This is a genomic window from Allobosea sp. P4_H5 (assembly GCF_056400825.1).
Genome location: NZ_JBFUKM010000014.1, coordinates 126,405 through 150,110, shown reverse-complemented (window position 1 = coordinate 150,110; position 23,706 = coordinate 126,405). Strand labels below are relative to the sequence as shown.

Annotated in this window: 25 protein-coding genes; 6 read left to right on the top strand and 19 right to left on the bottom strand. The window is 67.2% G+C overall.

Annotated features, from left to right (window positions below):
- Positions 1-13: 13 nt before the first annotated feature.
- From AC1DS0_RS25580 to AC1DS0_RS25545, 8 genes are all read right to left on the bottom strand, one after another.
- Complete coding sequence (locus AC1DS0_RS25580; protein ID WP_476817035.1) at positions 14-2,992, bottom strand: formate dehydrogenase subunit alpha; 2,979 nt, start codon at positions 2,990-2,992, stop codon at positions 14-16.
- Positions 2,993-3,005: 13 nt separating this feature from the next.
- Positions 3,006-3,200 carry a formate dehydrogenase gene (locus tag AC1DS0_RS25575; protein WP_100961909.1) on the bottom strand — a complete coding sequence of 65 codons (195 nt, stop codon included), beginning with the start codon at positions 3,198-3,200 and terminating at the stop codon, positions 3,006-3,008.
- Positions 3,201-3,223: 23 nt separating this feature from the next.
- Positions 3,224-4,015, bottom strand: coding sequence for a Cro/CI family transcriptional regulator (locus AC1DS0_RS25570; RefSeq protein WP_476817034.1), 792 nt, complete (start codon positions 4,013-4,015; stop codon positions 3,224-3,226).
- Positions 4,016-4,120: 105 nt separating this feature from the next.
- Positions 4,121-4,837, bottom strand: coding sequence for a DUF3306 domain-containing protein (locus tag AC1DS0_RS25565; protein WP_476817033.1), 717 nt, complete (start codon positions 4,835-4,837; stop codon positions 4,121-4,123).
- Entirely contained in the window at positions 4,837-5,343 is a 507-nt protein-coding gene (locus AC1DS0_RS25560; protein WP_476817032.1) for a DUF3305 domain-containing protein, read from the bottom strand. Before AC1DS0_RS25560 ends, AC1DS0_RS25565 begins: the two co-directional genes overlap by 1 nt.
- Positions 5,344-5,353: 10 nt before the next feature.
- Positions 5,354-6,364 carry a DUF6352 family protein gene (locus tag AC1DS0_RS25555; protein ID WP_476817031.1) on the bottom strand — a complete coding sequence of 337 codons (1,011 nt, stop codon included), beginning with the start codon at positions 6,362-6,364 and terminating at the stop codon, positions 5,354-5,356.
- A complete protein-coding gene (locus AC1DS0_RS25550) occupies positions 6,361-6,912 on the bottom strand; it encodes a DUF6505 family protein (RefSeq protein WP_476817030.1) in 552 nt (183 codons plus the stop codon). The genes AC1DS0_RS25555 and AC1DS0_RS25550 overlap by 4 nt, the downstream gene beginning before the upstream one ends.
- Positions 6,909-7,652 (bottom strand): biotin/lipoate--protein ligase family protein, encoded by a 744-nt coding sequence (locus tag AC1DS0_RS25545; protein ID WP_476817029.1) that lies wholly within the window; start codon positions 7,650-7,652, stop codon positions 6,909-6,911. Before AC1DS0_RS25545 ends, AC1DS0_RS25550 begins: the two co-directional genes overlap by 4 nt.
- Before the next feature lie 128 nt (positions 7,653-7,780).
- On the opposite strand from AC1DS0_RS25545, the gene AC1DS0_RS25540 reads away from it, so the two are divergent.
- Positions 7,781-9,820 carry a 4Fe-4S binding protein gene (locus AC1DS0_RS25540; protein WP_476817028.1) on the top strand — a complete coding sequence of 680 codons (2,040 nt, stop codon included), beginning with the start codon at positions 7,781-7,783 and terminating at the stop codon, positions 9,818-9,820.
- 1 nt (position 9,821) lies between these two features.
- On the opposite strand, the gene AC1DS0_RS25535 is transcribed toward AC1DS0_RS25540, so the two are convergent.
- A complete protein-coding gene (locus tag AC1DS0_RS25535) occupies positions 9,822-11,051 on the bottom strand; it encodes a c-type cytochrome (protein WP_476817027.1) in 1,230 nt (409 codons plus the stop codon).
- A gap of 253 nt (positions 11,052-11,304) precedes the next feature.
- On the opposite strand from AC1DS0_RS25535, the gene AC1DS0_RS25530 reads away from it, so the two are divergent.
- Positions 11,305-11,535, top strand: coding sequence for a sulfurtransferase TusA family protein (locus AC1DS0_RS25530; protein WP_476817026.1), 231 nt, complete (start codon positions 11,305-11,307; stop codon positions 11,533-11,535).
- A 29-nt stretch (positions 11,536-11,564) separates the two neighbouring features.
- A complete protein-coding gene (locus AC1DS0_RS25525) occupies positions 11,565-12,695 on the top strand; it encodes an Mrp/NBP35 family ATP-binding protein (protein ID WP_476817025.1) in 1,131 nt (376 codons plus the stop codon).
- 9 nt (positions 12,696-12,704) lie between these two features.
- On the opposite strand, the gene AC1DS0_RS25520 is transcribed toward AC1DS0_RS25525, so the two are convergent.
- Positions 12,705-13,193, bottom strand: coding sequence for a VOC family protein (locus AC1DS0_RS25520; protein WP_476817024.1), 489 nt, complete (start codon positions 13,191-13,193; stop codon positions 12,705-12,707).
- A gap of 104 nt (positions 13,194-13,297) precedes the next feature.
- Between AC1DS0_RS25520 and AC1DS0_RS25515 the strand changes: the two genes are divergently transcribed.
- Complete coding sequence (locus AC1DS0_RS25515) at positions 13,298-13,756, top strand: SRPBCC family protein (RefSeq protein ID WP_476817023.1); 459 nt, start codon at positions 13,298-13,300, stop codon at positions 13,754-13,756.
- Between the two features lie 10 nt (positions 13,757-13,766).
- On the opposite strand, the gene AC1DS0_RS25510 is transcribed toward AC1DS0_RS25515, so the two are convergent.
- From AC1DS0_RS25510 to AC1DS0_RS25495, 4 genes are all read right to left on the bottom strand, one after another.
- Complete coding sequence (locus AC1DS0_RS25510) at positions 13,767-13,889, bottom strand: hypothetical protein (RefSeq protein ID WP_284168445.1); 123 nt, start codon at positions 13,887-13,889, stop codon at positions 13,767-13,769.
- A gap of 70 nt (positions 13,890-13,959) precedes the next feature.
- Positions 13,960-14,592: a molybdenum cofactor guanylyltransferase MobA gene (mobA, locus tag AC1DS0_RS25505; RefSeq protein ID WP_476817022.1), complete on the bottom strand. Its 633-nt coding sequence runs from the start codon at positions 14,590-14,592 to the stop codon at positions 13,960-13,962.
- The gene (locus AC1DS0_RS25500) at positions 14,585-15,475 is read right to left on the bottom strand and encodes a formate dehydrogenase accessory sulfurtransferase FdhD (RefSeq protein WP_476817021.1); all 891 of its coding nucleotides are present in this window, start codon (positions 15,473-15,475) and stop codon (positions 14,585-14,587) included. Before AC1DS0_RS25500 ends, mobA begins: the two co-directional genes overlap by 8 nt.
- Before the next feature lie 21 nt (positions 15,476-15,496).
- Positions 15,497-16,015, bottom strand: coding sequence for a DUF2478 domain-containing protein (locus tag AC1DS0_RS25495; protein ID WP_476817020.1), 519 nt, complete (start codon positions 16,013-16,015; stop codon positions 15,497-15,499).
- A gap of 176 nt (positions 16,016-16,191) precedes the next feature.
- On the opposite strand from AC1DS0_RS25495, the gene AC1DS0_RS25490 reads away from it, so the two are divergent.
- Positions 16,192-17,451, top strand: coding sequence for a peptide ABC transporter permease (locus tag AC1DS0_RS25490; protein WP_476817019.1), 1,260 nt, complete (start codon positions 16,192-16,194; stop codon positions 17,449-17,451).
- Between the two features lie 74 nt (positions 17,452-17,525).
- Positions 17,526-17,840, top strand: coding sequence for a hypothetical protein (locus tag AC1DS0_RS25485; RefSeq protein WP_476817018.1), 315 nt, complete (start codon positions 17,526-17,528; stop codon positions 17,838-17,840).
- A 73-nt stretch (positions 17,841-17,913) separates the two neighbouring features.
- On the opposite strand, the gene AC1DS0_RS25480 is transcribed toward AC1DS0_RS25485, so the two are convergent.
- The 5 genes from AC1DS0_RS25480 to AC1DS0_RS25460 all read right to left on the bottom strand — a co-directional run bounded on the left by AC1DS0_RS25480 (position 17,914) and on the right by AC1DS0_RS25460 (position 23,538).
- Positions 17,914-18,906: an ABC transporter ATP-binding protein gene (locus AC1DS0_RS25480; RefSeq protein WP_476817017.1), complete on the bottom strand. Its 993-nt coding sequence runs from the start codon at positions 18,904-18,906 to the stop codon at positions 17,914-17,916.
- Entirely contained in the window at positions 18,903-19,904 is a 1,002-nt protein-coding gene (locus AC1DS0_RS25475) for an ABC transporter ATP-binding protein (RefSeq protein WP_476817016.1), read from the bottom strand. The genes AC1DS0_RS25480 and AC1DS0_RS25475 overlap by 4 nt, the downstream gene beginning before the upstream one ends.
- A 4-nt stretch (positions 19,905-19,908) precedes the next feature.
- Complete coding sequence (locus AC1DS0_RS25470; RefSeq protein WP_476817015.1) at positions 19,909-20,856, bottom strand: ABC transporter permease; 948 nt, start codon at positions 20,854-20,856, stop codon at positions 19,909-19,911.
- 8 nt (positions 20,857-20,864) lie between these two features.
- Positions 20,865-21,845 (bottom strand): ABC transporter permease, encoded by a 981-nt coding sequence (locus AC1DS0_RS25465; RefSeq protein WP_091832035.1) that lies wholly within the window; start codon positions 21,843-21,845, stop codon positions 20,865-20,867.
- A gap of 103 nt (positions 21,846-21,948) precedes the next feature.
- On the bottom strand, positions 21,949-23,538 hold the full coding sequence (locus AC1DS0_RS25460; RefSeq protein WP_476817014.1) for an ABC transporter substrate-binding protein: 1,590 nt from the start codon (positions 23,536-23,538) through the stop codon (positions 21,949-21,951).
- Positions 23,539-23,706 lie beyond the last annotated feature (168 nt).

Below are 23,706 nucleotides of genomic sequence, written 5' to 3'. Positions count from 1 at the left end.
GTTCAGTTCCTCCTCACGCCGCCGCGATCTGGCAGAGCGTGACCTTGCCTTCGTGCATGGCGGTCACAGGGTCGTAGCCGTAGGTGGTGATGGTGTTGACGGATTCGCCGAGCACGATCGGGTCCAGCCCCTTGGGGTAGTTGCCGCGCTGGTCGACGCCCTGGAAGAAGCCGCCGAAATGGAAGGGCATGAAAGCCGCCCCCTTGCCGACCCGCTCGGTCACCAGCGCCTTGACCCTGGCCTTCGAGTTGTTCTCCGGGCCGGTAACCCAGACCATGGCGCCGTCCCGGATGCCGCGCTCGGCCGCATCCGCCGTGTTGATCTCGACGAACATGTCCTGCTGCAGCTCCGCCAGCCACTTGTTTGAGCGCGTCTCCTCACCGCCGCCCTCGTATTCGACGAGGCGGCCGGAGGTCAGCACGATCGGGAACGACTTGGCGATGCCCTTCTCGACCGCCGCCTTCTGCACGGAGGTGTGCAGGTTGGGGATGCGCAGCGTGCGCTCGTCCGGCCTGGCCGGCCATTTCGCCACGAGGTCGACGCGCGGTGAATAGATCGGCTCGCGGTGGACCGGCACCGGGTCCGGCAGGTTCCAGGCATTGGCCCTGGCCTTGCCGTTGCCATAGGGCACGCAGCCATGCTCCATCGCGACGCGCTGGATGCCGCCCGACAGGTCGGTCGACCAGGAGACGTTGTCGATCGTGTTGCCGCCGATCCAGGAAATCGTCGCCAGCTCCGCCGGCGTCAGGTCCTTGTCCCAGCCGAGCTTCTTCAGCACACCCATGGTGAACTCGGGGTAGCCATCCTTGATGTCCGAGTTCAGCGAGTAGGAGCCGCCCTCGGCGAGCAGGGTGTCCTCAACCTTGCTGCCATCGGGCAGCGTGCGCTCGCGGGTGAGGCCGAAGCGCGGACGGAAGGTGCCGCCGCCATCCTTGGCCGCAAGCGAGGTGTTGTAGAGGATGTGCGTGCCCGGGTGCTTGTATTCGGGCGTGCCCCAGCACGGCCAGGGCAGGCCGTAGAAATCATTCTCGACCGGCGAGCCTTTGGCGCCGCGCAGCGTCACGATGTCGAACTTGTCCTGGTTCGCCATGTGCAGCTTCAGGCGCTCGGGCGACTGGCCGGTATAGCCGGTCGACCAGCCGCCGCGGTTGATCTCCCTGAGGATCGATTCCGCCGTCGGCTCCAGGCCAATCTTGCCCTGGACCATCTCATAGGGCCGGAACATCTCGGTGGCGAAGCCGAGCTTCTGCGAGAATTTGTAGATGACCGCGTAGTCGCTGGCGGATTCGAAGATCGGTTCGACGACCTTCTCGCCCCATTGCACCGAGCGGTTGGAGCAGGTGCGCGAGCCAGAGGTCTCGAACTGGGTGCAGATCGGCAGGATGTAAGTGCCGTTCTTGCGCCCACCGAGCGAAACGAAATTGGTCGGGTGCGGATCGCAGACGACGAGGAGCTCGAGCTTCTCGAGCCCCTTCACCGCATCGGGCATGCGCGGGATGGTGTTGCCGCCATGGCCCATGACGAACATGGCCTTGAGGTTGTCCTTCTGGTCGACCTGCTCGGCCGGCAGGTTGGCCGCGTCGAACCAGCGGGTCGAGGTGTGGCCCGAGGTCTCCATGTTCTGCTTGCGGGTGCGCGCAGCGCGGCCGCCCTTGGCCGGCACCTCGTCGAAGCGCGAGACGAAATAGTCGTAGTCGACGCCCCAGACGCGGGCCCAATGGCGCCAGGCGCCTTCGACCAGGCCGTAATAGCAAGGCAGGTTCGAGATATCCAAGCCGAAGTCGGTCGCGCCCTGGACGTTGCAGTGGCCGCGGAAGATGTTGGCGCCGGTGCCACGCGCGCCGACATTGCCGGTCGCCAGCAGCAGCGTGCAGATGGCGCGGACATTGGCCGTGCCGACCGAGTGCTGGGTCACGCCCATGCACCAGACGAAGGTCGCCGGCTTCACCGTGGCGAAGGTCTGGGCGACGCGCTTCATCTGCTCGCCGGGGACGCCGGTGATGTCCTCGACCGTCTTGGGATCGTATTTCTCGACCTCCTTGCGGACGTCGTCCATGCCGTGGACGCGCGCGGCGATGAAGGCCTTGTCCTCCCAGCCGTTCTTGAAGATGTGCCACATCAGGCCCCAGATCACCGCGATGTCGGTGCCGGAGCGGAAGCGGACATAATCGGTGGCGTGCGCCGCGGTGCGGGTCAGGCGCGGATCGAAGACGATGACGTTGGCGCGCTGCTGCTCCTTGCCGGTCAGGATATGCTGCATCGAGACCGGATGCGCCTCGGCCGCGTTCGAGCCCATGAACAGCACGGTCTTCGAATTGCGGATGTCGTTGTACGAGTTCGTCATGGCGCCGTAGCCCCAGACGTTCGCGACGCCCGCGACCGTGGTCGAGTGGCAGATGCGGGCCTGGTGATCGACGTTGTTGGTGCCCCAGAAGGCCGCGAACTTGCGGAACAGGTAGGAGCCTTCGTTGGAGAACTTGGCCGAGCCGAGCAGATAGACCGAATCCGCGCCGGACTTGGCCCGGATCTCCATCATCTTGTCGCCGATCTCGTTGACCGCCTGGTCCCAGGACAGGCGCTGCCATTGCCCGTCGACCAGCTTCATCGGGTACTTGATGCGGCGATCACCATGGACAAGCTCGCGCACCGAAGCGCCCTTGGCGCAATGGCTGCCGCGATTGATCGGGCTCTCCCAGGCCGGCTCCTGGCCGACCCAGACGCCGTTGTTGACCTCGGCGCGGACGGTGCAGCCCACCGAGCAATGCGTGCAGATGTTCTTGACGACCTTGGTCCCGGTAGCCGGGCCGAGCTCGGCTGCCTCCGCCTTGCGGACGGCGCCGATCTGCAGGGCGCCGGCGGCCGCGACGCCACCGGCGACGAGGCCGGAGCGGCGCAGGAAGGAGCGGCGGTCCATCACGCCTGAGGCCAGGCCTCCAAGGGCGCTCTGCAGGCGGCCGCGCTGGACGTCGGCGGATTTGCGCTTGATCAGCATGACGCCGGCCTCCTCAATAACGGTTGACGCGGTAGAAGTCTTTGACGTGCTCGCTCTCGCGATAGCGCGCCTTCGTCTCGTCCTTGCCGGGATCGACGGCGGCGGCAGGCGTGACCGCGACTGGAGCGACGGCCACCGTCGCGCCGGCGCCGAGCGCCTTGAAGAAGTTGCGGCGGTCGAGAGCCGTCTCCTTGCTCTTCTGCGACATCGTCGTCTCCTCCGTGCCGTACGTCATGCGGGCAGGCTCGCGGCCTGCGTCTCGATCGAAAGGTAGAGGCTGCCGACCCGGCCGACAGCGCGGTAGAAGCGCGCCGTCTCGGCGGTTTCGAGATCGGCGAAGAACCGGTCGGCCCAGGGCCGGATATGGCGGGCGAAGAAGGAGGCCTCGTCGACCCCCTCGCCCGAGACCTCGCCGCGGATCAGCTTGGCCTCGATGTCCATCAGCACTGCGATATGGTCCTCGGGCTCGCCGACGCGCTCGGCGCGGGCGAGACCGAGCTTGCCCATGTCCTCGCGCACCAGAGCGAGCGGGCGCTCGTGCAGGAAGCCGGTGAGGTAGTAGGAGGCGTAAGGCAGGAGCTCGCCGCGGCCGACGCCGATGAAGAGCTGGAAGAATTCGTCGCGGACCTGCTCGGGGCTCGCCTCGGCGGCCGCCTCGGCCAGCGCGAAATGGGCCATGCCGAGCGGCGAGGCGTCGCCGCGCAGGCCCTGCAGGGCAGCCAGCGTCTCGGCTGTGGGGGCGCGCCAGAGCAGCGCACCGATCAATTCGAACTCCTCGGCGCGGGCGGCGTCGATCTCGTCGATCGCAGGCGCAGGGGCCTCGATGATGATCGGCTCGTGCGGATAGAGGTCAGGTCGAAGGTCGCTTCGCGAGACCCCGGTCAGGGCTTCCACTGAAAGCACGCGATCAGCCGGGACACGCTTCCAGGTCGAGATCGCCGGCTGCGAGACGCCGACCGCCCGCGCCAGCGCACGCACGCCGCCGGCCGCTTCGATCGCCCGTTCCAGAGCCTGGTCCCGCATGAACGAAGGCGTCTCCAATCCCGCATCGGCACGCGCGAGCGCGCCGAAACACGGCATGATAATGAGACCTTATCGCCCTAGATTGCAATTGTTCTGAACTGAAGCTCAGAGCGGTGTCGCACCGCCGCCGCGTCGCCTCGAGCGTTGCTGGGACGGTGGAATTTCGGGTGTTTTTTGCGCTGCAACAGAATTGCCGCCTGAAGAACCACCTGTTTCAGCGGCATTTTCAGTAGATTTTCGGGAAACACCCCCGTCGCTCAACCGCACCGGCTGGGGATCGTCAGCCGCCATTGCCAAACCCTGCTGCGCCGCAGCAGAATCAGACCCGCTCTCGTCATTAGACGAAGGTCGAACAACTGCGACGTCGTTACGCACCGCCTCGGTCGGGTCGGCAACCGGCTCGGGCGGCTTGCCGAAGATGTTGGCCAGCATCTCCTCGACATTGTCCGACTCGCTGAGCGGCCCATAGCCCGGCGCGCCACCCGGCGTGTTCCAGTCGAGCGCGTAGTCACGGGCCGGGTCGAGATAGCTGGAGATCATCGGATCGCTCTCCCAGGCGCGCCGCAGCGCCTTGAGCTTCCACTCCTCGGGTACGTTCTGCTTCAGCCAATGAGCGAGGTCGAAATCCTTGTCGATGAGATCGAGCGAAGGCGGCTCGACCATCTCGGGCTCTGGTGCAGGCGCAGCGGGGTCAGCCGAGACAACCGGTTGAACTGGCGACTCTGTGACAACCGGCACAGCCGGCTGCTGCGCCTCTTTCTTGCGGCGCGCCCAGCGGCCGAGAAACCCTTCGCCCTGATCCTCGTCATCGGGGCGTGACATCAATCCTCTCCGCGATCGAGACCGGGCCGCGGCCGCATTCCGCCCTTGCGCGGATCATGTTCGGTCCGCTTGCGCTTGACGAATTCGCGCTCGACATGATGCGCCTCGAAGAAGGCGAGCACGGCCTCAGCAATCGCGACCGGCATCGGCACGGCCTCGACGATATCATCGACATTCTCAAGGAAGACCTCGCCCTCGGACGGATCGGCCGTGACGCCGACCAGCTCCAGCGCCGGCTCGATCCCGGTCGGCCTGACGGAGACCCAGAGCCTGGCCCGGCCTGTTGCGAAGTTCTCGCGAAAATGGGCGGTGTCGACCGAATGCAAGGTCAGCACGGCCGAGCCGAGATAGAACTGCTCGCGCCTGTCATCGCCGGCGAGCCGGCTCCAGGGCGCGAGCGGCGGCGGCTCGGGTAGCACCGCGATCGGCGCCCAGGCATGGTCGGCCCAGGGCGAGTCGAGCTTGCGCCGCTCGACCACGACACCGACCTCGTGATGTTGCTGCATGGCCTCGTCCTCAGTTCGCCATCTCGTGCACGGCGAGTGGCAGGCCGGTCACCAGGTTCTGCGGCTTCATCCTGACGATCCGGTCGCCATCCATTGCCAGCATCAGATAGATAGGTGCTCCCTTGGCCGCCGGCAGCACCGGCACCTCCGGTGGCAGCGTCAGACGATAGAGCGCGATCAGGCGCGAGGTCTTGTCCTCGTCAAGCGTATCGCCGTTCCAGAGCGCATTGCCGATCGCCGTCGCCTGCGCGTCGAGGCCGACGAACCAGCGCCAATTTGCATCCCGGATATTCTCGACGGCTTCGATCGCGACCTCGAAACCATGGATCTGCCGGATCCAGTGCACGATCGCCTTGCCGAGCGCGACGCGGCCCGAAGGTTTGCCGCCCAAATCGAGCACCATGTCGAAAGCGTCCGAGCGCTGCCAGTAGCGGTCGGCATCCGCCTGCTTGAGGATATCGAGCGAGGTCACGGCTGGGCCGCCCAGCATGGCGAGCAGCGGCGAGGCATGCCGGTCGGTCTCGTGCCCCTCGATCATCTCGGCATCGGCGAGCAGGATGGTATTCTCGTGCAGGGTGACGCGCTGCGGCCGGAACAGGCATTCGGCGGCGCGCACCACGAAGGGATCGCTCTCCTCGTCGAGCCCGGCCCGCAGGATGACGTGGACGAGCTGGTCGAGGAATACAGGCGGAATGCCGGAGACGCCGCGGCGGATGATCCCGGCATAGGCGCCCTGCAAGGTCGGCGCCGCCAGCAGGCGCTCGCGCCAGCCGAGCAGGAAGCGCCAGTTCTCGCGCGCATCGGCATCGGCGATGGCCGCGACCTCGCGTTCTGCGACCTCCGCCTGCGGCTCCGCCATCAGCTTGCCGTGCAGCGCCCGCTCGGCTGCGCAGGCCTCCTCCGGCGGCAGCACCTCCGGCCGCGCCAGATAGGCCTTCAGGAAATCATCGGTGACGACGAGCCCGCCGCCCTCCTCGCGGTCGAGCAGGAGATGACCGGAGCTCGCCCAGAAATGGGTCATCGCGGCGCGTCCTTGATCAACTGCATCAGGTCGACATGCTCCTGAGGCTCGTCCTCTCCATCGGTCTCAACGAACTCGAAGGCGCGGAACGCATCCTTCGGCGTATCGCCGCGCGGCATCAAGGTCCGAAAGCGCTCGCGGATCTCGCCATCCTCGAGCGTGCGATGCAGAGCGAGCAAGGTCTGCGCCGGATGATCGCAGAGCGAGGCGGCAAACGCGATCTCCTCCTCCGCGGCAGCCCGCGCGGCCGCGAGATCGGGCGCGCCGAGTTTGTCGACGAGTTGCGTCGCAAGCTGGGCAACCGCTTCCTGGCGTTCCTCCACCGTCACTTCGGTGACGACTGCGAGCGTGCTCCAGCCGAAGCTGTCGATGCCGAGGAAGCCGGATCGGAAGGCGACGCGGCCCTTGGTGTCGAGCCCGGCGACGCTTTCCGGCGTGAACAGGAAGGAGCCAGTGACGAGCCATTCGCCGGGCTCCGCGGCCTTGCGGAAAACGAAACCATCCGACGGGTCGAGCCGAATGGCGCGCGGGAGCTTGAGGGCGCTCACAGCTTCGGCGCTCCGCTTTCGCGGTCGAGCCAGTCGACGCCGGCCAGTGCCTCGACCATGCTCTTGCGCTCGGTTCCGTGCTGCGAGGTCGCAATCAAATCGCCATTCGGCTCGATGCCGTGGCGGACGCCGACCACCTTTTCCAGCCTATCGAGCCAGCGCCGCGCCGCCGCTTTGGCGCCCTCCTCCTGCCAGTGGCTGACACCGAGCATGAGATGGCGGCAGAAGGCCTCGATCAGGTCGACGGCGTCGACCTCCTCGAAGCCCTCCTCGGCCATGCCGACGCCGGTCTGGCCAAGCTCGAAGGGCGACATCGTCGTCGCCCTGACCATAGCGCCGAAGACGAGCCAATCCGGCACCTGCCCTTCCGGGCAACCAGCCGGCCAGCCGAGGCGCCCGCCGCCGATCAGGCCGAGATCATAGGTCAGCGCATCCGGCCAGCGGAACAGCACCGGCCGCTCCGGCGGCGAATGCACGGCAAGCGCGTCGGCCAGCGCGTTCATGGCGAGGTAGTGGGCGAGCCGGGCCTCGGCGAGGATGGCATCGGGCTCCAGCACCACCGCGAACTCGACGATGTCGAAACGTCGCACCCAGACCAAAGTCGCGGCGCCAGCCTCGCCTGCAATGGCTTGCGCATGGGCGAAGGCGTCGCCGGATTCGCGCAGGGTGACGAGCGAAAAGCCCGGCGGCAGCACCGGCTCGCGCCTGAGATCGTCCTGCCTGATCGGCCCTGCCGCCATCATCCGCCGCCTAACGTCTCATCCCAAGGGAGAGGCTTGCTTCTTTGGAGCCATTCCAATTCCATATAAGATGAGATTATCGCAAGCGCGACCAAAGACGCTGCTGCGACCTTGAGGATGCCTGCCCGATGACCGATGTCGCCCGCACGCTGATGGTCTGCTCGTGCGAAGACACGATGCCGCTCGACGGCGCGGCGATCCGGCGCGGCTGCAGCGGTGCTGCGGTCAGCGAGCATCGCCATCTCTGCCGCAGCCAGGTCGAACGCTTCCACGCCATGCTGGCTAAGAGCGATGCCATCACCGTCGCCTGCACGCAGGAGGCACCGCTGTTCGAGGAGATCGCTGCAGACCTCGATTACATCGGCGATCTCACCTTCACCAACATCCGCGAACAGGCCGGCTGGTCTGACGAGGCCAAGGCCGCCGGCCCGAAGATGGCCGCCCTGCTCGCCGCGGCGAGCGAGCCCATGCCGCCGGCATCCTTCACCACCCTGACCAGCAAGGGCATCGCGCTGATCTATGGCCGCGACGAGATCGCGATCACGCTGGCGCACCGGCTCGCCGAGCATCTCGACGTCACCGTGCTGCTGTCGCGCCCAAGCGAGATCGCGCCACCGCGCAGCGACGAATTCCCGGTGCTGAAGGGCACGATCGCGCAGGCAAGCGGCTGGCTCGGCGCCTTCGAGCTCACCGTCAACGACTATGCCGCGCCGAGCCCGTCCTCGCGTGGCAAGCTCGTCTTCGAGGCGCCGCGCAATGGCGCGGTCTCGCAATGCGATGTCGTGATCGACGTCTCCGGCGGCACGCCGCTCTTCCCGGCCGGTGACCTCCGCGCCGGCTATCTGCGCGCCGATCCACGCGATGCGGCCGCGGTCGAGCGGCTCGCCTTCCAGGCGAGCGGACTCCTCGGCGAGTTCGACAAGCCGGCCTATGTCGCCCTGAACGAAGGCCTCTGCGCCCATGCGCGCTCGCAGAAAACCGGTTGCACGCGCTGCCTCGAGCTTTGCCCGACCGGCGCGATCACCCCGGCGGGCGATCATGTCGCTATCTCGGCCGAGATCTGCGCCGGCTGCGGCGCCTGCGCCGCCGTCTGCCCGACCGGCGCGGTGACCTACACGCTGCCGCCGGCCGATGCGCTGCTGCGCAAGCTGCGGACGCTGCTGGTGACCTACGCCGAGGCCGGCGGGCGCGAGCCGGTCGTGCTGCTGCAGGACAGCGACCATGGCGAGCCGTTGATCGAGGCGCTCGCGCGCCATGGCGCCGGCCTGCCCGCGCGGGTGCTGCCCCTGCGCGTCAACGAGATCACCCAGACCGGCCTGGAAACCTTCGCTGCCGCGCTTGCCTTCGGCGCCTCCGCCATCCGCGTGCTCGGCCGCGCCAAGCCGAAGCACGACCTCTCCGGCCTCACCCGCAATCTCGACTATGCCAACGCGCTCGCCGGTGCGCTCGGCTATGGCGAAGCCCGCGCCGCGCTGATCGAGGCCGACGATCCCGACGCCCTCAACGCCGCCTTGTCGAAGATCACGCCCGGCCCCAATGTCGCGCAGCCAGCGCGCTTCCGGCCGATGGGAGCCGGACGCCCGCTGCTGCGCCAGGCGATCGGCGAACTGCACGCCGCCGCGCCGGTGCCGGTCGCCCACGTCGCGATGCCGCCACTCGCGCCCTTCGGGACGATCCATGTCGACGCGGATGGCTGCACGCTCTGCCTCGCCTGCGTCTCCGCCTGCCCGGTCAGCGCGCTCGGCGACAACCCGGAGCGGCCGACGCTGACCTTCCAGGAGGACCTTTGCGTGCAGTGCGGGCTCTGTTCCGCCACCTGCCCGGAAAAGGTGATCACGCTGGAGCCGCGCGTCGATTTCGACGCCTGGAAAGGCGGCCGCCGGATCGTCAAGCAGGAGGAGCCGTTCCACTGCATCGCCTGCGCCAAGCCGTTCGGCGTCCGCAGCACGATCGAAAAGATCGCAGCCAAGCTCGAGAACAAGCACTGGATGTTCACCGGCGAAGGGGCAAAGCGCGCCTCGATCCTGCGCATGTGCGAGGATTGCCGGGTCGAGGCTGTGGTCAACGAGAGCTTCGACCCGCACCTCTCGCCGCAGCGCCCACCGGTGCGCACCACCGACGACTATCTGCGCGAGCGGGCGGAACGGGGCGAGGATCCGCTGAGCTAGTTCAGCGCGTCACCTTTTCCAGCCAGTCGACCAGCGCCTGCCGATCCTGCGCCGAGCCGATCGTCTGTTCCGGCATCTTGGTGCCGGGCGTATAGGCGTTCGGGCCGACCTCGAACAGCTTCGCCACGCTCTCCTTGCTCCAGACGATGTCCATGCCCTTGAGCGCGTCGGAATAGACATAAGCTGGCGCGGTGGCGATGCGGCGGCCGAAGATGCCGTGCAGGGTCGGACCAGCGCGGTTGCCATCCGCCGGCGTCAAGGTGTGACAAGCCGCGCAGGCGCGGAAGATCTGGGCACCCCGCTCGCCCTGGAAGGCGGCGAGCGCATCCTCGCCGGCACGCGGCACCACCGCCCCGACATGCTCGCCAGTGACGGCGTTCCAGCGTCGGACCAGCCGGTCGGCGCCCCCGGAAAGCAATTGCCTGCCGTCGGGCAGAAAGGCGAGCGACCAGACCGGCAGGCCGGGGCCGACAAGCGTGGCGCGGATCGTGCGCGCCTTGCGGTCGATCAGCGCGACCTGGCCGCGCAGGCCGCCGGCCGCGATCGTCGCGCCATCGGGAGAGATTGCGAGCGCGATCAATGGCGTCTCGCCGACGGCAATCTCGGCACGCTGCGTTCCATCCGGCCCGAACAGGCGCAGGCGACCATCGGCAGCAGCGACTGCGATCTCACCATCGGGCGCAACGACGACGCCGTTGAGCGGAGCGGGCGTGGTGACGATCAACGGCGCCCCGCGATCCGCCGGCCAAAGCCGCAAGCTCGCGTCATAGCCGGAGGAGACGATCATGCCGCCCGGAGCGAAGGCGACGCCGTTGACTGGTCCCTGATGGCCTTCGAGCACACGGGCCGCGCCGTCGGCCAGGGCGGTGACGCGGACCGTCCCGTCCCAGGAGGCGGAGGCGAGGTGCTGCCCTTCCGGCGAGATCGCCAGCGCCGCGACCGGCCCCTTATGCCCTTCGATGACCTTCGCCGGCTCGGGCGCATCGCCGCGCCAGAGCGCGATCCTGCCGTCCTCGCCGCCGGTGGCGAAGCCCAGATCGTTGATCGAGACCGCCGCGTTGACCGCCCCCTGATGGAAACGCAGGACCTTGATCGCGCTGCCGCGCGAAAGGTCCCAGAGGATCGCCGACTGATCGAAGGAGCCGGTCAGTGCGGTCGCGCCATCGGCCGAGACCGCGGCGGCACGCACCGGCCCGCCATGGCCGCGCAGTTCCTGGGCAGAGGCCGGCAACGCTGCGATGAAAAGCGCGAGAAGCGCAGCGCCTATCCTTCTCCCCTCGGGGGAGAAGGTGGCAGCGCGCAGCGCTGACGGATGAGGGCCGCGCCGCCGCGCCCACCTTCCCTCATTGCCCTGAGCCATCCTTCCCTCATCCGTCTGTTTCGCAGACACCTTCTCCCCCGAGGGAAGAAGGGTAAAGGCCTCTGTTGCTCCCTCGCGAAAAGCCATCATATGAAGCGCAACATCGTTTGATTGGCCTTCGCCCATGTCTTCCATTCCGCTCAATCTGCGCGGCCTGAAGTGCCCCCTCCCCGCTTTGCGCGTGCGCAAGGCGCTGAAAAGCGCGGCTCCAGGCGATCTGTTCCTGGTCGAATGCACCGATCCGATGGCGGCGATCGACATCCCGAATCTGACGCGCGAGACCGGCGACGCGATCGAACTCAGCAGCAGCGAGGGCGAGTTGCTGGTCTTCCACATCCGCAAGGCCGCGGCCTAGCGTCACGCCAGCTCAACGGAGGCCAGATCGTGGCCCTTTCGCAAAACGACATCCTGCGCGCGCTCGAACTGGTGAAGCTGCCGGCGAGCGGGCAATCGCTGGCGGCATCCGGCCGCATCGGCGACATCCTGATCGACGGCGGCAAGGTGATCTTCGCGATCGGCATCGACGCGACCGAGGCCAATGCGATGGAGCCGGTGCGCAAGGCGGCCGAGAGCGCAGTCGGCGGCATTCCCGGCGTGACGCAGGTCTTGGTCGGCCTTACTGCCGACAAGGCGCCGGGGCGAGCCCCCTCGCAGGCGGCGGAGGCACGCCGGCAGGCACATGGCCAGCCTGCGCCCGGCGGCCCGGTGCCGAAGGCAGCCGGCATTCCCGGCGTCAAGCAGATCATCGCGGTAGCGAGCGGCAAGGGCGGCGTCGGCAAATCGACCACCACCGCCAATCTCGCTGTCGGCCTGGCGACACTCGGCCTCAAGGTCGGCGTTCTCGATGCCGACATTTACGGCCCGTCCGTACCCAAGATCTTCGGCATCACCGGCAAGCCGCGGCTGGTCTCGGGCCGCACGCTTGCGCCAATGGAAGCCTATGGCCTCAAGATCATGTCGATCGGCTTCCTGATCGACGAGGAAACGCCGATGATCTGGCGCGGGCCGATGGTGATCTCGGCGATCACCCAGATGTTGCGCGAGGTCGCCTGGGGCGAACTCGACGTGCTCGTGGTCGACATGCCGCCCGGCACCGGCGACGCCCAGCTCACCATGGCGCAGCAGACCCCGCTCGCCGGCGCCGTGATCGTCTCGACGCCGCAGGATCTCGCGCTGCTTGATGCCCGCCGCGGCGTCGCCATGTTCAGGAAGGTCGAGGTGCCGATCCTCGGCATCGTCGAGAACATGAGCTATTTCATCTGCCCGGAATGCGGCCACCGCTCCGACATCTTCGCCCATGGCGGGGCCCGGCATGAGGCGGAGCGGCAGGGTGTGCCGTTCCTCGGCGAAATCCCGCTCGCCATGCCGATCCGCGAGACCTCCGATGGCGGTCGCCCGATCGTGGCGAGCGACCCGGACAGCCCCCATGCCAAGGCCTATGTCGCCCTAGCGCGGCAGGTGAAGGCCGGCCTCGCCGGGCCGGCGCGGGCCGCACCGCGGATCGTGATCGAGTAAGGCCAACCGCTAGGCCCGAAGCGCCGAAATACCAGGCCTATCGGCCTGCGCCACGAGCTGGTCGGAAGACGCTCTCTCCGCTTCCGCCTGTCGCTCCATCAGCATCCAGATATGGCCGAACGGATCGAAGAGCGAGGCGACCCGCCTGCCTTCGGTATCGGTCTGGACGCGGTCACGCAGCGCGGCACCAGCGACGATCGCTTGCGCGAAACAGGTCTCGATATCGGGAACCGTCAGCAGGATCGTCATGCTGACCGCCCCGGCCGCCTTGGGGAAGAACGGGCCGCCATAGGACGGCTCCTCCTCGCGGCGCGGATTGGAACCGGCGACGGAAACACGGGTTCCACCGATGAGCATCTCGACCCCGGCGAGCTCGCCGTCGACCCTATGTGTCTTGAATTGCCGCGCCTCGAAGGCCTCGCTGTAGAAATCCGCGGCCTCCTGCTCACGCCCGTGCTGCACGAAAATCGCCAAGCCCAAGCCGATGGTCTGCTTCATGTCGAATCTCCTGATCCGTCGCCGCTGGAATAGAGGGCGGGCGAAACCGGCGGATTCTTGATCGATCCGCGGCGAGCTCGCGCACGGCCCATCACCGATCGGCGATGACAAAGAATTTTGTTCATGTTATGTTCTATCATGAAAATGATGGAGACGCGACCATGCCCGTCCTGCCAACGCGCCATATCAGCATCACGATCGACCGGCCGATCGAGGAGGTTTACGGCTTCCTCGCCGATCCCATGAACTTCCCGAAATGGGCGGAGGGGCTCGGGGCTGAGTTCAGCCATGTCGAGGGCATGACCTATCGCGCGAAGACACCTATGGGGCCGATGCGCGTGATGTTCAGTGAGCCCAACCGCTACGGCGTGCTCGACCACGCCGTGGTGCCCGACAACGGCGCGCCGATGCACAACCCGATGCGTGCGCTGGCGAATGGCAGCGGCAGCGAGGTGGTGTTCACGCTGTTTCGGCGGCCGGAGATGACGGAGGACGCGTTCGCGCGTGATGCCGAATGGGTGGCCGCCGATCTCGCGCGCTTGAAAGCGCTACTGGAAAGCTAAGCCAGACGCCTCAGAGCCTAACGCTGCTGGTCGCATAGGCAACATCGACCGGGCGCTGATAGGTCGCCAGCACCAGGCTCGCCCCATAGGCGGCAATGGCGGCAAAGGCGACGGCGATGACAAAGGACTTCATGCGACTTCCCCCAGAGGCAGGCGAATAAGCTTCGCTTATCAGTTGAATCTAGGGGCGGTGCTGCGCCCGATCAAGCATCACCCAGCGCGGCATGGAGCCGCTCGGCCTCGGCAAGATCATCAGGCCGGTTGGCGTTGAAGAAGGGATCGACCGGCTCGACCGGCCATTCGACCGAGACGACGCCATGGCGCGCTGTCCAGCGGTCGATCTTGCGCTCGTCCTCGACAGTGAGCGCATGGCGCAACTCCTCGCGCAGCGCGATCGGCCAGAGCCCGATCACCGGATGGGTCCAGCCGCCCGAGGCGGCGCAGGCGAGCGGGACATTCCCCGCCACGCGCGCTGCATGCAGCCGCATCACCAGATCGCGCGGGATGAAGGGCGTGTCGGCGGCGACGCTGACCAGCCACTCCGCGCCCGGCCGGTTCGCAGCGAGCCAGTCGAGCCCGGCGAGGATGCCGGCGAGCGGCCCGGCGAAATCCGGGACGCTGTCGGCCACCACAGGCAGGCCGTATTCGGCAAAGCGAGCGGGGTCGCCATTGGCGTTGAGCAGCAGCCCGTCGCATTGCGACGCCAGCCGCTCGATCACATGGGCGAGGATCGTACGGCCGGCGATCGTACGCAGCGGCTTGTCGCCGCCGCCCATGCGCCGGGCGAGCCCGCCGGCAAGCAGGAGGCCGAGGGTCGGCGGGCCGGGATCAGTCATCGCCGGATCCCTTGCGACGATGCTTGCCGCCTTCGTCCTCGACGCTGTCCGGGTCCTGGTCGAAGACGATGCGGTCCTCACCGGCCAGCGCCAGGAAGCGCTTGCCGCGGGCGCGGCCGATCAGGGTCAGGCCTGCCTTGCGGGCGAGCTCGACGCCCCATTCGGTAAAGCCCGAGCGCGAGACCAGGATCGGGATGCCCATGCGCACCGTCTTGATCACCATCTCCGAGGTCAGCCGGCCGGTGGTGTAGAAGATCATCTTGCCGGGATCGACATCGTGGCGGAAGAGCCAGCCGGCGACCTTGTCGACGGCGTTGTGGCGGCCGACATCCTCCATGTAGACCAGCGGCTTGTCACGCTCGCAGAGCACGCAGCCATGGATCGCGCCGGCTTCCAGATAGAGCGAGGGCGTAGTGTTGATCTTGCGGGTCAGGGCATAGAGCCAACTGGTGCGCAGTTCCGCCCTGGGCAGGACGATCTCGTCGATCGCCTCCATCAGGTCGCCGAAGGCGGTGCCTTGCGCGCAGCCGGAGGTCAGCGTCTTCTTCTTCAGCTTCTGCTCGAAATCGGTGCGCTCGGGCGTGCGCACCACCACGACCTCGAGCTCCTCGTCATAATCGACCGCCTCGACCGGGTCGCCGCGCCTCAGCATGTTCTGGTTGAGGAGATAGCCAAGCGCGAGATACTCGGGATGGTCGCCGATCGTCATCATCGTGACGATCTCCTGGCTGTTCAGGTAGAGCGTCAGCGCCCGCTCGGTGACGACGCGGGTCTCGACGCGGGCGCCGCTATGGTCGATGCCGACAACCGTCGCGCCAAGGCGAGTTGCGGCCGGGTCGGGCCGGATCAGGTAGTCGTCGAGGAAGTCGCTGCCAACAGGCACGGGTTAGCTCCTTGCGGGCCGTCAGGCCGGCTGGCGCAGCGCCGCCATCGCCCAATCCGTCACGGCGGCAGATTCGGGCGGCAGTCGCTGCCAATCCTCGCCGGCGAACTCGGACCAGGCGGCGAGCATGTCGTCGCGCACGGCGGTCAAGAGCGGCAGGCCGGCGACGACGCCGGCGGCGATCTCGGCGCGGAGCCCCTGGCCCAGCACCTCCTGCTTGCCGAACTTGTTGACGATGACGAGGTCGACCGGCCCGGACAGCGCGCCCGAGACGGCGGCGCCAGCGGCAGCAAGTCCGGCCGCGTCGAGCCGGCAGCCGGCCGAACCGGCACCGCGATCCTCGCTGATCGGGAAAAGCTGGCCGGAGGCAAGGTCCTCGAGCGCCATGCTGGCGCAACCGCTCATGCAGTCGCCATTATTGTGCTGGACGACGCCGCCAAGCCGGACGGCCTCGCGCTTCAGGGTATCGGCGACCTCCGCCATCAGTTCGTCGATGGGGAAGCCCGAGGAATAGACGATCGCGGCAAGCGGAGCAGTCATCGTCTGCCTTCATCCCACGGAACGGGGTTCACGGCCAGTGAACTTTAGGTGTTCCAATCTGCATGAGATGCTTCGCCAGTGTTGCAGCGCACCTACAGTCGAAGCCGGCAACGGGCGCTAGGGTGGGCTGGGCTGTTCCCGGCATCCTGGCCGGGCGCGGCTCGCCGAGTACCTGCTTGCCCATGATCCGCCCCAACGCCCAGACGCCCCTCGACCCTGCGACCGACGCCGCGCTGCTGCTGCGCCGCATCGGCTTTGCGACGCTGGCGCTCGCCCTGCCATTGGCCTCGCTGGTCTCACGCCGCGCCGCCGTCGTGCTGGTGCCGATCGGGGTGATCCTTTTGTCGATCGCTGCGCTGATCGAGGCGCCGCGCTGGTTCGCCGGCAACATCCGGGCTTCGATCTTCAGCCGTGCCGGCCTGACGCTGTGGGCGCTGGTCGGCTGGGCCGTGCTCTCGCTGATCTGGAGCCCCTATACCGGCTCGGCCACCGAAAAGGCGGCCAACCTGTTTCTTGCCGTGGCACTCGGCTTCGCCGGCGCCGCGGCGCTGCCCGAGCGCATGCGCGCCTCGAATCTCAACCTCGCCGCGCTCGGCGCCGGCGCCGCTGCGATCTTCGCGCTCGGGCTGCTTCTGACCGAAGCGCTTGGCCCGGTCGACTCACGCGCCGCCGACGCCGCCGGCAGCGTCGAGCGCGGCATCAGCGTCGTGCTGATCATGTCCTGGCCGGCGCTCGCCTGGCTCCTGTCGCGCGAGCGCGGGCTGACAGCGCTGGGACTGGCGCTGGTCGTCGGGCTGCTTGCGCTCTCGCGCATCGAAGACGGCGAAGCGATGGCGATGCTGTGCGGCGCGATTGCCTTCGGCGCGGTCAGCGCCAACCGCATCGTCGGCGCGCGGCTGATGGGCGGGATCATGGCTGGGCTGATGCTGCTCGCCCCGCTGCTGCCCTTCCTGCTGCTGCCGTTCTTCCGGCTCTCGCCGGCGGTGTTCAGCACGGTCGGCGTCGGCCTCGACATCTGGGCCGACATCATATCGAGCCGGCCAGTGCAACTGATCACCGGTCATGGACTCGATACCGTGCTGCGCGGACGCACCACCGGGGCGCTGCCGCTGGAGGTGCCGACCACCATCCTGTTCGAGACCTGGTACGAGCTCGGCCTGGTCGGCGCGGCGACGGCGGCCCTCTGCCTCTATTTCGCGGTCAGCGCCGCTGGCCGCATGCCGGGCGCGCTCGCCGCCGGCGGTGTCGCGGCTTATGTCACCGCCTTCGCGCTGGCGGCGCTCGGCTTCGCCTCGTTCCAGACCTGGTGGCTGATGACTCTGACCGCCGTAGCGCTGCTGTTCACCGCGATCGCGCGCGGCCAGTACCGCACCGAGCGGCCGGTGGCGCCGCTCGGCCGGCGACCGAAGGCGCCGAACGTTCCGGTTGGAGAGTGAGCGGGCGCGGCTTTTCCCGCCCGCTGCGGAGCGCTATCGTTGCGCGTCCGTCCCGATCGGAAAGCGAGGCCGCGATGCTTGCCGCAGACGATCCGCTCATCCTCGATCTCGTCGAATGGGTCGCGCGCGAGGAGCGCAGCCATGCCGATCTCATGGAAAGCTGGCGCACATCCTGCCCGCGCCTGACGGTCTGGGAGGACGCGGTCGAGCATGGCTATCTCGCACGGCAGGGCAGGCTGATCACGGTGACGCGCAAGGGCCGGGAATTACTGGCTGAGCGGCGGCCGTTCCTCCCTTCTCCCCTTGCGGGAGAAGGTGGCCCGGAGGGCCGGATGAGGGGTCGCGCTGCCCTATCCGACGACGGCGTATTCCAGGCGCGAAGACCGTAATCGTCGCGCGACCCCTCATCCGTCTCGGCTTCGCCGAGCCACCTTCTCCCGCAAGGGGAGAAGGGGTACGTCCCTACGCCGCTTCCCGCCCGGCATTCACCGCATGGCAGGCGACACCATCGATCGCCGGCGGGTTCTCGATGCGGCAGCGGTCGAAGACCAGCGGGCAGCGCGGATGGAAGGTGCAGCCCGATGGCGGGTTGATCGGGTTCGGAATCTCGCCCTTCACGCCCTCATGCGGCTTGCCGATCATGGCAAGGTCGGGCACCGCGTCGAGCAGCATCCTGGTGTAGGGGTGGCGCGGCGCGGCGAAGAGCTGCTTGCCGTCGGAGACCTCGACCAGGCGGCCGAGATACATCACGCCGATCCGCGTCGCCATGTGCCGGACGACCGCGAGGTTATGGCTGATGAAGAGATAGGTCAGCCCGAACTTCTCCTGCAGGTCGCGCATCAGGTTGAGGATCTGCGCCTGGACGGAGACGTCGAGCGCCGAGGTCGGCTCGTCGCAGACGATGAACTCGGCATTGGAGGCGAGCGCACGGGCGATCGCGATGCGCTGGCGCTGGCCGCCGGAGAATTCGTGGGGAAACTTCTTAGCGTCGTCCGGATGCAGGCCGACCAGCGAGAGCAGTTCGCCAACGCGCTCTGCGACCGCCGCATCGCCCTGGATGATGCCGAAGGCGTGGATCGGCTCGGCGATGATCCGCCCGACACGCCAGCGCGGATTGAGCGAGGCGTAAGGGTCCTGGAAGATCATCTGGATGCGCTTGCGCAGGCGCTGGCGCTCCTGGGCGACGTTGACGTCGTTCATCGAGACGCCGTCGATCGAGACCGTGCCGCCGGACGGGTTCAGGAGGCCGACGACCATGCGCGCCACGGTCGACTTGCCCGAGCCGGACTCGCCGACGAGCGCGAAGGTCTCGCCCTTGCGGATGTCGAAGGAGACGCCGTCGACGGCCTTGAGGAATTGCCTGTCCTGGCGCTCCAGCACCCGGTTGAGCCAGGGCCTGGAGACGTCGAAGACGCGCTTGAGGTCACGGACCTGGACGAAGGCTTTGTCGCTCACGCCGCGATCTCCGTCTTGCCGGCCGGCGCCTTGGCCTTGTCGTAGAGATGGCAGGCGACCTGGTGGCCGCCGACATCGATGAGTTCCGGCCGGTCGATCCGGCAGCGGTCGAACACCTTGGCGCAGCGCGGATTGAAGGCGCAGCCCTGGGGGATGCTGGAGAGCCTGGGCATCGAGCCCGGGATCTGCACGAGGCGTTCGGCATCGCCAGTGATCGACGGAATCGCGCCCATCAACCCCTGTGTATAGGGGTGGAGCGGCTGCTTGATCACGTCGCGCACCGGGCCGATCTCGGCGACGCGGCCGGCATACATCACCGCGACCCGGTCGGCCGTCTCGGCGATCACGCCCATGTCGTGGGTGACCAGCATCACCGAGGTCCCGCGTTCCTTGCAGAGCCGCTTGATCAAGCCGATGATCTGCGCCTGCACCGAAACGTCGAGCGCGGTCGTCGGCTCGTCGGCGATGATGAATTCGGGCTCGGCGCAGAGCGCGAGCGCGATGACGACGCGCTGGCGCATGCCGCCGGAGAATTCGTGCGGATAACCGTCGATGCGCCGCTCAGGCGCGGGGATGCCGACCTCGTCGAGCAAGGCGATGGCGCGCTTGCGCGCATCGGCGGCGTTGAGATCGGTGTGAGTCTGGATCGTCTCGATCAGTTGCTCGCCGACCCGGTAGAGCGGGTTGAGGCTGGTCAGTGGGTCCTGGAAGATCATGCCGATGCGCTTGCCGCGAACGCGGCGCATCTGCTCCGGCGGCAGGTGATCAACCCGCTCTCCGGAGAGCACGACCTTGCCATCGGCGATGCGACCGGGCGGATCGATCAGGCCGATGATGGCCGAGCCGGTGACCGACTTGCCGGCGCCGGATTCGCCGACCACGCCGAGCACCTCGCCGCGGGCGATGTCGAAGGAGATCTTGTCGAGCGCGCGCAAAGTGCCGCGGCGGGTGACGAACTCGACAGTGAGATCCTGGACGGAGAGGACGGTCTCGCTCATCGGCTCACCTCAACCGCGGGTTCAAGGCGTCGCGCAGCCAGTCGCCGAGCAGGTTCACCGCCAGCACCAGAATGGCGAGCGTCACGCCGGGGAAGGTGACGATCCACCAGTCGCCGGAGAACAGGTAGCGATTGCCGATCGAGATCAGCGTTCCCAATGAGGGCTGGGTCGGCGGCAGGCCGACGCCGAGGAAGGAGAGCGTCGCCTCGGTGATGACGGCGAGCGCGAGGTTGATGGTCAGGATGACCAGCACCGGGCCGATGACGTTGGGCAGCACATGGCGCAGCATGATGAGCGGCGCCGGCAGGCCGACGAGGCGGGCCGCCTGGACATAGTCCTTGTTGCGCTCGACCAGGGTCGAGCCGCGGATGGTGCGGGCGTACTGCACCCAGAACGAGAGCCCGATCGAGATCACCAGCACGTAGAGCGCGGTGTCCTCGCGGTTGGCGTGCTTGAAGATGCCGCGGACGACGCCGTCGATCAAAAGCGCGATCAGGATCGCCGGGAAGGTCAATTGCACGTCGGCGATGCGCATGATCAGCGAATCGACGCGGCCGCCGAGATAGCCGGCGAGCAGGCCGAGCGTGATCCCGATCGTCGCCGCCAAAGCGACGCCGAGCAGGCCGACGATCAGCGAGACGCGCAGTCCATAGAGAATCGCCGAATAGAGATCACGGCCCTGGTCGTCGGTGCCGAGGATGAACTTGGGATCGCCGCCCTGCTGCCAGGCCGGCGGGATGTTCGCATCGGAGAGGAAGACGGTCGCCGGGTCGAACGGGTTGGTCGGCGCGATCCAGGGCGAGAAGAAGGCGCCGATGAACAGCGCCAGCACGATCACGGCGGCGACCATGGTCACCTTCGAGCGCAGGAAGCTCGCGAGGATGTCGCTGTCGAGGATGCGGGCCCAGAGCGAGGGCGGCTGTTTCGAAGGGGAAGCGGGTTGCGCGCTCATGACCGGCCTCAATGCGCCCCGATCGTCGCGCGCAGGCGCGGATCGACCAATGCGTAGAGCAGGTCGACGATCAGGTTGATGCTGACGAACAGGAAGGAAATCAACATGAGGTAGGCGGCCATGATCGGGATATCGACCTGCTGCACCGCCTTGAGGAAGAGCAGGCCCATCCCCGGCCACTGGAACACCGTCTCGGTGATGATGGCGAAAGCGATGATCGAGCCGAGCTGCAGGCCGGCGATGGTGATGACCGGCACCAGCGTGTTCTTCAGCGCATGGCCGAAATGGATGGCGCGCGTCTTGAGGCCGCGGGCGCGGGCGAACTTGATGTAGTCGGTGCGCAGCACCTCGAGCATCTCGGCCCGGACGAGGCGCATGATCAGCGTCATCTGGAACAGGCCGAGCGTGATCGACGGCAGGATCAGCGCCTTCCAGCCCGAAGCCGTCAAAAGCCCGGTCGTCCACCAGTTGCCGAGCTTGACGACCTCGCCGCGCCCGAAGGAGGGCAGCCAGCCGAGCGTGACCGAGAACAGGTAGATCAGCAGGATGCCGATCAGGAAGGTCGGCAGGCTGATGCCGACCAGCGAGACCGTCTGGAAGATCTTCGCCAGCCAGCTGTCGCGGCGCAGCGCCGTGTAGACGCCCATGGGTATGCCGACCAAGAGCGAGAACAGCGCCGACATGAAGGCGAGCTCCAGCGTCGCCGGTGCGCGCTCGCCGAGCAGCGAGATCACCGGCAGGCGGAACTGGTAGGAGACGCCGAATTCGAGCCGCGCGGCGTTGTAGATGTAGCGCGCGAACTGGACGACCACCGGCTCGTCGAGGCCGAGCGTCTGGCGCAATTGTGCGACCTGCTCCTGGGGCGTGTCGACGCCGACCATCTGGTTCACCGGATCGCCGACGAAGCGGAACATGGCGAAGGCGATGAGCGCGACCGCGAGCATCACGATCAACGACTGGAACAGGCGGCGCAGGACAAATGCGAGCATGGTCGCCCTTACAAGGAAAACGAGACCACCCCGTGCGGGACGGCGTCTGTGCTGCAGATGGAGAAAGGGCGCGTGAGCTCTTCGCCTACGCGCCCTTCAAGCCTCACTGCTCCTTGGTGGCGTAGTAGAGCAGCACCGAATTGTCGGCGCGCTGGGCGAGCTTCACCTTCTTCGACACCCCCCAGGCTAGGGCTTGCTGATGCAGCGGGATGTAGGAGAACTCGTCGACGGTCATCTTGAAGGCCTCGCCGATCATGGCGTTGCGCTTGGCGGTATCCGACTCGACCAGGATCTTGTCGGTCAGCTCGTCGACCTTCTTGTTGCAGTAGTTGCCGAGGTTCGACTCGCCGCGGGAGGAGCCTGCAACGTCACGGCAGCCGAGAATGTCATAGAGGACATTGTGGCTGTCGAAGGTGCCGGGGGTCCAGCCGAGCAGGTAGAACGAGGTCTTGTAGCCGCCCGGCTTCAGCACCTTGGCGAAATACTGCGCCTTGGGCTGGGCGTTGAGGTTCACCTTGACGCCGATGCGGGCGAGCATGCCGACCACGGCCTGGCAGATCTGGCCGTCATTGACGTAGCGATCGTTCGGGCAGTCCATGCCGAGCTCGAAGCCGTTCGGATAGCCGGCCTCGGCGAGCAGCTTCTTGGCGGCCTCGGTGTCGAACTTGGCGCGGATGAAGCCGGCGGTCGAGAACAGCTCGGGGGCGATCATCAGCGGCGAGGGCGTCGAGAGCCCACGCATGACGCGGCTCTTGATCGTCTCGATGTCGATCGCCTGGAAGAAGGCCTGGCGGACCTTGACGTCCTTGAACGGGTTCTTGCCCTTGACGCTCGATTCCAGCAGCTCGTCACGAGTCTGGTCGAAGCCGAGGAAGATGGTGCGCAGCTCGGGGCCGGTCAGCACCTGGGCGTTGCCGGAGGCGTTGACGCGCTGGATGTCCTGGATCGGAACCGGCTCGATCACATCGACCTCGCCGGAGAGCAGCGCGGCAACGCGGGTCGCATCCGAGGAGATCGGCGTGAAGATGATCTCCTTGATGTTCCCTTCGATCTTCTTCCAGTAGCCCTCGTTGAGCTTGAAGACCGTCTTCACGCCCGGCTGGTGGCTCTCGATCTTGTAGGGACCGGTGCCGTTGGCGTTGAGCGAGGCGTGGCTCGGGGTGGTCGCGGCCGCAGGCGTCGGGGCGACGGCGTTGTTCGCCTCCGCCCACTTCTTCGACATGATGTACCAGGTGTCCCACTGCGCGTTCAGGATCGGGTTCGGCGTGGTCAGGATCACGTCGACCGTGTGGTCGTCGACCTTGACGAACTTGGCGCTGGTCGGGATGCGGGTGGTGAAGTTCGAGCCCGTGGCGCGGACACGTTCGGCCGAGAAGAGCACGTCATCGGCGGTGAAATCCGAGCCGTCATGGAACTTGACGCCCTTGCGCAGGAAGAAGCGCCATTTCAGGCCGTCGTCGGACACTTCCCACTTCTCGGCGAGGGCCGGCTCGATCTTGAGGTCCTTGCCGCGCGCGGTCAGGCCCTCATAGGGGTGGCCGAGATGGGCGTTGGTGGTGGTCTCGTTGACGGTATAGGGGTCGAGCGACTTCAGCTCGCCCTGGTTGGCGTATCGCAAGGTCTGGGCTTGCACAGCCCCGCACATCAAGGCCAGGGCGGCAACGGCTGCCAGGCAATGGGTCTTGAACGACATGTGAGACTGCTCCCGTTTGGTTAGAAACCACTCCTCCCCAGGAGCGGTGCCGGCTGCCTGCTTATTTTGGCGGCGGACCGACGAAGGCGGCAGATTAATGACGGTTCGAAGCCCGCGTCCAGTGCGGTCGATCGACTTCGTTCCAGATCGAACTTTGTTGCGAATCCA